General features: G+C 50.5%; 2 protein-coding genes. Both read right to left on the bottom strand.

Annotated elements, in window-relative coordinates; translation table 11 throughout:
• The coding region (locus tag ACTHUM_RS15375) for a D-alanine--D-alanine ligase (protein ID WP_440403337.1) at positions 1 to 567 on the bottom strand (567 nt) is incomplete at its 3' end.
• Positions 568 to 654: 87 nt separating this feature from the next.
• Positions 655 to 953 (bottom strand): glutamate ligase domain-containing protein (locus ACTHUM_RS15380; RefSeq protein ID WP_440403338.1); only part of this gene is annotated, 299 nt, incomplete at its 5' end.

Below are 953 nucleotides of genomic sequence, written 5' to 3' on the forward strand. Positions count from 1 at the left end.
GTTCAATACCGGGCAAGAATACTCGCCGCCGCCTATAAAGCGTTCGGCAATGATTTCGCCCTGCAAATGTTTCAATTCTTCGTAAACGCTTTTCAGACGGCCTTTTTCTTTGACTTTTACCACACCGACGCTACTGCCTTCCGCGGCGGGTTTCACAAACATCGGCAGGCCCAATTTTTCTTCAACGGCATCAAAGTTGCTGTCGTCATGCAATACGGCAAACTCAGGAACAGGCAAGCCCACAGCCTGCCAAATCAGTTTGCAGCGGTATTTGTCCATACCCAGTGCAGAAGCGGCCACGCCGCTACCGGTGTAAGGAATACCCATCAGCTCCAATGCACCTTGAATCGCGCCATCTTCGCCGAAAGTGCCGTGCAGAATATTGAAGGCCGTCTGAAAACCTTGTGTTTTCAATTCAGACAACGGGGTTTCTTTGGGGTCGAACGCATGGGCATCGACGCCTTTGCTTTTCAAGGCAGCCAAAATAGCGGCGCCACTGTCCAGCGAAACTTCGCGCTCGCTGGAGAAACCACCCATCAACACGGCCACTTTGCCAAAATTCTGCATAATTTCCACTTTCTTAAATACTGATACAGGCCGTCTGAATATTATTCAGACGACCTATCTGTCCTCAAAGGCCAATATGCCTGTTTATTATGATTGTTTCGACAATTCCACCAATGCAGACGGAACGCGGTTGATGCTGCCGGCACCCATATTCAGAACAACATCGCCGTCTTGCAAAACATTCAGCAGCATTTGCGGCAGGTCGGCAACGTTTTCGCAGTAAATAGGCTCAAGTTTGCCCAATACGCGGATGGCGCGCGCCAAGGCGCGGGAATCGGCTGCGGCAATCGGCTCTTCACCTGCGGCATAAACTTCGGTCAACACCAGCGCATCAACGGTATTGAGGACTTTAGTAAAGTCTTCAAACAAATCGCGTGTACGGGTAT

Source organism: Neisseria sp. P0021.S006, assembly GCF_051956895.1.